Origin of the sequence: Streptomyces lycii (assembly GCF_009735685.1) — a bacterium.
In the GTDB taxonomy this organism is placed as follows: Bacteria; Actinomycetota; Actinomycetes; order Streptomycetales; family Streptomycetaceae; genus Streptomyces; species Streptomyces lycii.
In genome coordinates this window covers 1-7,864 of record NZ_WHPN01000386.1, presented here as the reverse complement: position 1 = coordinate 7,864, position 7,864 = coordinate 1, and the positions used below count along the sequence as shown (strand labels likewise).

8 protein-coding genes are annotated in these 7,864 nt (G+C 74.4%); 4 read left to right on the top strand and 4 right to left on the bottom strand.

Annotation, left to right across the window (positions count from 1 at the left end; genetic code table 11):
• Positions 1 to 757: 757 nt before the first annotated feature.
• Both GCU69_RS26340 and GCU69_RS34625 read left to right on the top strand, forming a co-directional pair.
• On the top strand, positions 758 to 1,129 hold the full coding sequence (locus GCU69_RS26340; protein ID WP_098751009.1) for a hypothetical protein: 372 nt from the start codon (positions 758 to 760) through the stop codon (positions 1,127 to 1,129).
• Positions 1,122 to 1,679, top strand: coding sequence for a hypothetical protein (locus tag GCU69_RS34625; RefSeq protein ID WP_328630021.1), 558 nt, complete (start codon positions 1,122 to 1,124; stop codon positions 1,677 to 1,679). Before GCU69_RS26340 ends, GCU69_RS34625 begins: the two co-directional genes overlap by 8 nt.
• Before the next feature lie 429 nt (positions 1,680 to 2,108).
• Here GCU69_RS34625 and GCU69_RS26330 read toward each other — a convergent pair whose 3' ends face one another.
• The 3 genes from GCU69_RS26330 to GCU69_RS26320 all read right to left on the bottom strand — a co-directional run bounded on the left by GCU69_RS26330 (position 2,109) and on the right by GCU69_RS26320 (position 4,659).
• Positions 2,109 to 2,612: a GNAT family N-acetyltransferase gene (locus GCU69_RS26330; protein WP_098751008.1), complete on the bottom strand. Its 504-nt coding sequence runs from the start codon at positions 2,610 to 2,612 to the stop codon at positions 2,109 to 2,111.
• A 118-nt stretch (positions 2,613 to 2,730) separates the two neighbouring features.
• Positions 2,731 to 3,426 (bottom strand): RNA polymerase subunit sigma, encoded by a 696-nt coding sequence (locus GCU69_RS26325; protein ID WP_098751013.1) that lies wholly within the window; start codon positions 3,424 to 3,426, stop codon positions 2,731 to 2,733.
• A 150-nt stretch (positions 3,427 to 3,576) separates the two neighbouring features.
• Entirely contained in the window at positions 3,577 to 4,659 is a 1,083-nt protein-coding gene (locus GCU69_RS26320) for a glycerophosphodiester phosphodiesterase (RefSeq protein WP_408055846.1), read from the bottom strand.
• 388 nt (positions 4,660 to 5,047) lie between these two features.
• On the opposite strand from GCU69_RS26320, the gene GCU69_RS26315 reads away from it, so the two are divergent.
• Both GCU69_RS26315 and GCU69_RS26310 read left to right on the top strand, forming a co-directional pair.
• On the top strand, positions 5,048 to 5,716 hold the full coding sequence (locus GCU69_RS26315; RefSeq protein ID WP_098751006.1) for a lysophospholipid acyltransferase family protein: 669 nt from the start codon (positions 5,048 to 5,050) through the stop codon (positions 5,714 to 5,716).
• 376 nt (positions 5,717 to 6,092) lie between these two features.
• Positions 6,093 to 6,665 carry a GNAT family N-acetyltransferase gene (locus GCU69_RS26310; protein WP_098751005.1) on the top strand — a complete coding sequence of 191 codons (573 nt, stop codon included), beginning with the start codon at positions 6,093 to 6,095 and terminating at the stop codon, positions 6,663 to 6,665.
• Positions 6,666 to 6,760: 95 nt separating this feature from the next.
• On the opposite strand, the gene GCU69_RS26305 is transcribed toward GCU69_RS26310, so the two are convergent.
• On the bottom strand, positions 6,761 to 7,591 hold the full coding sequence (locus GCU69_RS26305) for an alpha/beta fold hydrolase (RefSeq protein WP_098751012.1): 831 nt from the start codon (positions 7,589 to 7,591) through the stop codon (positions 6,761 to 6,763).
• Positions 7,592 to 7,864: the final 273 nt, after the last annotated feature.

Genomic DNA, 7,864 nt, shown 5'->3' with positions numbered 1-7,864 from the left:
TCGGGGCGCGAGGCTCTGGCGTGGGCCCTCAGCGGTCACACATTCGACACATGCGGCGAGCACCGGGCGGCTGAAGCGCCTCGGTCGCAGGGGTGCGGCTGCTCGTCGTGGTCATGCGGCAAGTAAAACAGACCCCCGGTGACGGTGAGCGACGGGGTCCACATTGCGGACAGAGATGCTCACTGAGCGGACGGCCCGAGGGCGTACGGGCCCGCCCGGCCCCGTGCCCACGGGGGCGGGACGCCGCGGGGTGTGGCCAACGCCACGCCCGCGGGCGGGGTCCCCACCCGGCCACCGGCCACCGCCGGGGCCGCAAGCGGTGCCATCACCCGGGGGGGCTGCGTGCGCACGGAGACGGGCAGACGGAGACGGGCAGACGGAGACGGGCGGACGGAGACGGAGGAAGGAGACGGGCGGACGGAGACGGGCAGACGGAGACGGGCGGACGGAGACGGAGGAAGGAGACGGGCGGACGGAGACGGCGGGCGCGGACAGGAACAGCTGACGGGTACGGCGGACGGTCACGGGCGGGCACGGACGGACACGGGCAGCACGGCCGGCGGGTGCGGGCCTGCGCGGACACTGGCAGGCGCTCGCACCAGCGGGCGCCCGCACCGGCGGAGCACGCGCTCGCACCGGCGGAGCACGCTCCGGGGGTGCCCGCCGCGGGGCCTGCGGCGCGCATTAAAGTCGTCGGCATGTCTCTCCCCCAGCCCGGCGCCGGCGGCGCCGGCCCGTGCGCCCGCCGGAGCCACTGGTGATCACAGCACTGACGCTCGCGGTCTCGGTGGCCGCTCTCGCGCTCGCCGCCTGGTGCGGCTTCGCCGCCCACCGTGACCAGCCGACCAAGGACTGGCACTTCATCGGCATGGCCGTGGTGACCGTCCTGGTGCTGGTCCAGCTGGTCGTCGGCATCGTGCGGCTGGCGGGCGGCGAGGAGCCGGACGGCGGCACGGGCATCTTCGTCGCCTATCTGGTCGGGGCGGCGGCCGCCGTCCCGGCCGCCGGTGTGCTCTCGCTGACGGAACGGACCCGGTGGGGTTCCGTGACCGTCGCCGCGGGCGCGGTCGTCCTGGCCGTGCTGGAGGTTCGGCTCCACGACATCTGGGGAGGCGGCACCGGTGCCTGAGAAGGACACCCCCGCACGAAGCGCACCCGACGCAGCGGACGCACCTGACGCACCTGCCTCAACCGGCACACCGCAGGAGCCCGGCACACCGCACGCGCCGGGCGCACCGCGCGCGCGGCGCGACGGGTCCGCCCCGGACGCGGACGGCCCGGCGGCACCCCGGACCCGGCTCGGCAGCGGGCCGGGACGGCTGCTGGTACTGCTCTACGGCGTCTTCACGGTCGGCGCGGCATCCCGTTCCGTCGCCCAGATGCTGATGAAGTTCGACGAGGCTCCGCTCGCGTACGTCCTCTCCGCTGCCGCCGCCTGCGTCTACGCCGTCATTCTGTTCTCCCTCGTGCGGGGCGGCGAGACGGCCCGCCGCGTCGGGCAGTTCTGCTGCGGCCTGGAACTGGCCGGGGTGCTCGGGGTCGGCACCTGGACCCTCGTCGAGCCGGCCGCGTTCCCCGACGCCACCGTCTGGTCGGACTACGGCATGGGATATCTCTTCCTGCCGCTGATCCTGCCGGTGGCCGGGCTGTACTGGCTGCGCCGGGCCCGGCGCGGCTGACCGCGGCGGCCCGCAGGAAGCACCGCGCACCACGCATTCCGCAGCGCGAGCACCGCAAGCCCGCCTGGACGCAGGCACCGCGCACTCCGCAGCAGGAGCACCGCGACCCCGGGCGGAAGCGTGACCCCGGAGCGAGGCACACGCAGCCGCCGGTCCGAGCACGCGGCACCGGACGGAAGCACCCCGGACCCGGGACCGGACGCAACGCAGGACCGGAGGGCGCCCCGGGACCGGACGCGCCGCGGGACCAGGTGAGCCCCGGGACCCGACGCGCCGCGGGACCGGAGGCGACGCGGGATTACCGGACGCAACGCGGAACCGGACGCGACGCGGGACCGGAGGCGACGGCGCGGGGGCTCCCGGAACGCGCCGGGGCGGGGCCGGCACCGCGCCGGACCCCGCCCCGTACCGCTGCGCCCCGGGCCGCCCTCAGGCGCTGGCCGCGTACGCCTGGGCGGACGCCTCCTTCTCCAGGGTGATCAGGCTCAGCTTGCGGGAGACCTCCTCGGTGCTCACCGGCGCGTAGCCGTGGCTGCGGTAGAGCCGCAGGTTGCCCTCGCTGCGGTGGCCGGTGAAGAGCCGGTAGCGCTTGGCCTCCAGCTCCGCGGAGAGCTGCTCCTCGATCGCCGCGAGCAGCCGCCCGCCCAGCCCGTGCCGCTGCATCCGGGGATGGACGATCAGCTTGGCGATCCGGGCGGTGCCGTCCGGGTCCACGACCCCGCGCACCGAGCCGACGACCTCCGCGCCGAGCCGGGCCACGAGCACCCGGCTCTGGCCCAGTTCGGTACGGAGGTCGTCGAGGCTCTGGGTGAGCGGCTCGATGGAGTAGTCCCCGTAGGTCTCCGCCTCGCGCTGGTAGCAGAGGTACTGGAGTTTGAGGATCTGCTCGGCGTCCTGATCGGTCGCCGCAGAGATGGTCACGCTCTTGCCCATACGCGCATGCCTCCCCTTGTCGTCTGCCCGGGCGGGATGAGGGTGGTGGGTGGTGCGCCCGGACGGGTGCCCTGACGGAGCCGGCGCGGGATTCCGCCGCCTCCCTGGCGCAGGCCGGCTACCGCTCCTTTCCCCGAAGTTCAGGAGTCGCAACCTCCGCCGCGAGCATTCTGCGCAGACATCCCAGGCATCGGGAACGGACAGGCCCCAGACTGCCTTGTGAGATTCCCAACTCACCTGCGATTTCCCGGTATGTGGGGTCGCTCGGCGACAGCATCGCAGCCAGCAGCCCGGGACAGCGGCCCGGCAGCCTCCGGACGGCGCGGCGCAGCGCCCGGCTCGTCTCGGCCGCCATGACCCGTTCCTCGACCGCGGGGACGGCCGCCCAGCCGGTCACCGCGGCACCGCGCCCGCCGCCGTCCGGCCCGTCACCGCCGGCCGCCGGACCCTCGTGGGGCGCGGGGTCGCCGGGCTCGGTGTCGTAGGGCGCGGGGTCGTGGGGGACCTCGCCGTACGGCATGCCGTCGTAGGACACCGTCCCGACCGGAACCGCGTACGGCGCCTCGTCGTACGGCAGCGGCACCTCCCGGCGGGCCCGCCGCCGGGCGCCCCGCACCTCGGTCCGCACCGCCGCCCGCAGCCAGCCGGCCGCCTCGGGGGCGGGCAGCGGACCGGTCTCCCGGCCGCGCTCCAACAGCCGCAGCCAGACGCCCTGTTCGAGGTCGGCCGCCTCGATGCCGGTTCCGTACGCCTCGGCGGCCGCCTCCGCGGCGAGCAGCGGGCGCAGCGAGGTCAGAAGGTCACTCGGTGTCATGCCTTCCGGGACCCCGTGCTCCGGCAGCCGGTTTCGGACCCGGCCGGAACTCACCCGCACGGGTGAGCGGGCCGGTGACCGGGGCGGGAGCCTTCCGCATGGACCGACGCCCAGCCCCGGTCTCCGGCCCCGGTCTCCGGCCCCCGGGCGTCAGCCCTTGCGGAAGGCGTCCCGAGCCAGCAGCGCGGTGTCCGGGTTGTCGGAGAAGATCCCGTCGATGCCGGTCTCGAAGTACGCCCGGAACGCGCCGAAGGCGTCGCCGTACGCGTTCGGGTCGGTGCCCCGGCGGAAGTCGGCCGGCAGGAAGGTGTTCTCGTTCCGCATCGTGTACGGATGCAGGATCAGCCCCTCCCGGTGGGCGTCCCGGACGAGGGTGGTCGGCTCACCGAGCCTGCCGTCCGCGCCCTTCGGGATGACCAGGTCGAGCGTCGGCCCGATGCCCCGGGCGTAACCGGCGATCCACTTCAGCCCCTCGGGGGTGACGAGGTCGGCGACGGTGCGCGGGTCGCCGGCCTCGACGAAGTCCCAGGGCCGGGAGTCCGCGGCGGACAGCAGGACCACGCCGGGGGTGCCGACCAGTTCGTCCAGCCGTTGGATGCTGCTCGGTTCGAAGGACTGCACGAAGGCCGGGGCGTTCCCGCGGTGCCGGCCGTACTTGCGGAGCAGCCCGGCCAGGGGCTCCTCCAGGCCCAGGCCGAGGCCGCGGAAGTAGCTGGGGTGCTTGGTCTCGACGTGCAGCCACACGGGCCGGCCGCGGCGGCGCCCTTCCCGGTCGGCCCACTTCAGGACCTCCTCGAAGGACGGCACCTCCCAGCGGCCGTCGTAGAGGGTGTTCCGCTGCCGGGTGCCCGGGATGCGCTCGGTGGCGCGCAGGGTCTTGAGTTCGGCGAGGGTGAAGTCCTCGGTGAACCAGCCGGTCAGCTCGACGCCGTCCACCGACTTGGTGGTCCTCCGGGAGGCGAACTCGGGGTGGTCGGCGACGTCGGTGGTGCCGGTGATGTCGTTCTCGTGCCGGCAGACGAGGTGGCCGTCCCTGGTGGGCACCAGGTCCTGCTCGACCACGTCCGCGCCCATGTCCAGCGCCAGCTGGTAGGAGCCGAGGGTGTGCTCGGGCCGGTAGCCGCTGGCGCCGCGGTGGGCGACCACGGTCGGCACCGGCAGGTCGCGGTACGAGCCGCGGCCCCGGCCGGAGCTGCCCGCCGCGCCGGCGGTGCCCGCGCCGGCCGTGACCATGGCGCCGGCGCCGAGGGCCGCGGCGGCCCCCAGCAGCGCGCGGCGGCCCGGGGTGCCGGTCCGCTGCCCGCGTCTGCCGCGCTCCGGGCTCCGGGCTTCACCGTGTTCCTGCGACTGCTCCATCGACGTCTCCTCGCGCGTGGCCGAACGTGCTCCGCATGACCTGAACCTGTCGAACAACGCGCCGATCGTAGGCGGCTGCGGCTGTCGTCGGGGAGACGGCGGGCCGAACGCAGGGGAAACACGGGTCAACGCTGCGTATCCGTCCCGTGAACCCGATGTGCGGCCCGGGCCGAGCCGCGAGTATCGTCCTCACCTGCACACTCGTGCAGCCGACAATCGCAGTGCCGCGGTGTGCCCAGAACGACGACCAGGACCGGAGGGCCCGTTGTCCCGCATTGTGCTCAAGGCGTTTCTCGGATTGCTCATGCGCGTCCTGTTCCGCCCCCGGGTCGAGGGCGCGGACCACATCCCCGCCACCGGGCCGGTCATCCTCGCGGGGAACCACGTCACCTTCGTCGACTCGATGTTCCTGGCCCTGTCGCTCAAGCGGCAGGTGTACTTCATCGGCAAGGACGAGTACGTCACCGGCAAGGGCGTCAAGGGCCGGCTGATGGCCTGGTTCTTCTCCACCTCCGGCATGATCCCGGTCGACCGGGACGGCGGGCACGGCGGTGTCGCCGCGCTGATGACCGGCCGCCGGGTGCTGGAGGAGGGCAAGATGTTCGGCATCTACCCGGAGGGCACCCGCTCCCCCGACGGCCGTCTCTACCGCGGCCGCACCGGCGTCTCCCGGCTGACCCTCATGACCGGCGCGCCGGTCGTGCCGTTCGCGATGGTCGGCACCGACAAGGTCCAGCCCGGCGGCAAGGGACGCCTGCACATCAGCCCGGTCACGATCCGCTTCGGCGAGCCGCTGGACTTCACCCGTTACGAGGGCATGGACCGCGACCGGTACGTCCTGCGGGCGGTCACCGACGAGGTGATGAGCGAGGTCATGCGGCTCTCGGGCCAGGAGTACGTCGACATCTACGCCACCAAGGCGAAGGCGGCCTGAGGGCTGTCCCGCCGTCCTCCGGCGGGCGTACGACGACGGCCGGGGCGCCTCGCCGCGCTGCCACCGCATCACCGGAACCGCCGGGCCGCCGGACCGCCGGACCGCCGACAGCGCCGGACCGCCGGCAGCGCCCAGTACCAGGCCCGGCATCAGGCCCGGGTACGAAGCCCGGCATCAGGCCCGATGTGAGGCCCGGTATGAGGCCCTCCCCCGCGGCGCACCGCGGCCGACGCCGTGGCGTCCGCCCGGTCCACCGGGGCTACCGGGTCCGCCGCACCGGGGGCGCGGCGCAGCCCCGGCCGAGTGGTCCGGTGCGGTGGTGCCGTTTCACCGAGGTTGAGCGGTGTCACCGGGTGCATCGTGGCATCGTGGCGTCATGACCATCGCAGTGCGCCCGGCTTCGGCTTTCGAGGATGTCCGTACCCTGGTCGGTCCGAAGTCGCCCGGGGCGGACGTCTGCTGGTGCCTGAGCCACCGGCTCCCGTCCAAGCTCAACAACGAGCTGCGCGGGCCGGCCCGGGGTGAGTACGTTGCCGGACTGTGCCGCGCGGAGCCCGCGCCCGGGGTGCTCGCCTACGACGGCGACGAGCCGGTCGGCTGGGCCGCCGTGGCGCCCCGCTCGGACACCTCCTTCGCGCGCAGCCGAAAGATCCCGCATGTCGACGACCTGCCGGTCTGGTCGCTGTGGTGCATCCGCGTACGCCCCGGTCACCGCAAGAAGGGGATCTCGCACGCCCTGATCGCGGGTGCGGTCGACTTCGCCCGGGCCCACGGCGCACCGGCGGTCGAGGCGTACCCGCTCGACAACGGTGATGCCCGGGTCGACATGACGATGGCGTATGCCGGGATCCGGAAGAACTTCGAGCGCGCCGGGTTCACCCACGCCGCCGACACCACCTCGGTGCTGGCCGGCCACCCCCGCGTCCTGATGCGGCTCGACCTGCGCTGACGGGGATCAGGGCACGCCGTACCCGGCCCGCCCGGCCGGGTACGGCCGCCGCACCGCCGGGCACGGTCACACCCTGCCGGTCCGGGCCGGCGCGGTCACTCCGCCGCCAGGAAGTCCCCGAGGGCGCCCGCGAGTTCGGCCGGGGCGTCCTCCTGGACCAGATGTCCGGCGCCCGGGAACAGCCGGAGAGCGGCCCCCGGGATCGCGGCTGCGAGTTCGCGGCCGCGGTCCGCGGGGATCCAGGTGTCGTCGGCGCCCCAGCAGACCAGCACCGGGATGCCGATCTCGCCGTAGCGGGCCTGGATCTCGTCGGTGTGCCGCTGGTCGGCCCGGGCGATCTGCCGGTAGAAGGCGGCCTGCCCCGCGTCGCCCAGCCAGGGCCCGACGAGCCGGTCGAGGGTGGCGGGGTGCAGACCGGGGCTGCTGGCCGAACTGACGTACTCCCGCACGAGGGCCCGGTGCAGGGCGGGCGGCAGCTGCTCGAAGACGCCGGAGTTACCGGCGACCAGCCGGAAGAACGGTGACCCCCAGGGCGCGACGGCCACCGGGTCGACCAGGGCGAGCCGCCGGTAGCGGGCGTCGTGCAGCAGATGGGCGCGCAGCGCCACCGCGCCGCCGAAGTCGTGCGCGGCGACCCGCGGCCGGTCGAGGCCCCAGTGCGACAGCAGGCCGGCGAAGACCCGGCCCTGGGCCGCGAGGGACACGTCCTGCCCGTCGGCCTTCTCCGAGGCACCGTAGCCGGGCATGTCCCAGACGTAGACCTCGTGCCGCCGGGCCAGCGAACGGGCGATGCCACGCCAGACGTACGAGGAGAAGGGCGTGCCGTGCAGCAGGACGACGGGATCCGCCCCCCGCTCGCCCAGGCGCGCCCAGCGGACCTCGCCGGTGGGGCCGTGGTAGGTCTCGGTCAGCTTCCAGTCACTCACGCCCGGGGTCCCGTCCGTCGCTCGGCCCGGCCGGCGCCGCGCCGTCCCGCGGCCGGCCGTCGTGGGGGTGCCGTCCGGCCCCACCACGTGCATGTCATGAGTGTTTTCTACCACGCTCATGACATGCACGCCGCCGATTTCCGCGGCTGCCACCGGCGGAATGCCGCGGGGTCCGGGGAATGCCGCGGGGTGGCGTCCCGGCGTCCGGAGCGGGCCGGGCGCGCCGGTTCAGCAGGTTCAGCAGGTTCAGCAGGTTCAGCAGGTTTCGCGGGC

Excerpts from the sequence above, each read along its gene's own strand:
- GCU69_RS26330 (WP_098751008.1), bottom strand. The coding sequence starts at position 2,612 with ATGGGCAAGAGCGTGACCATCTCTGCGGCGACCGATCAGGACGCCGAG.
- GCU69_RS26320 (WP_408055846.1), bottom strand. The coding sequence starts at position 4,659 with ATGGTCACGGCCGGCGCGGGCACCGCCGGCGCGGCGGGCAGCTCCGGC.
- GCU69_RS26325 (WP_098751013.1), bottom strand. The coding sequence starts at position 3,426 with ATGACACCGAGTGACCTTCTGACCTCGCTGCGCCCGCTGCTCGCCGCG.
- GCU69_RS26310 (WP_098751005.1), top strand. The coding sequence starts at position 6,093 with ATGACCATCGCAGTGCGCCCGGCTTCGGCTTTCGAGGATGTCCGTACC.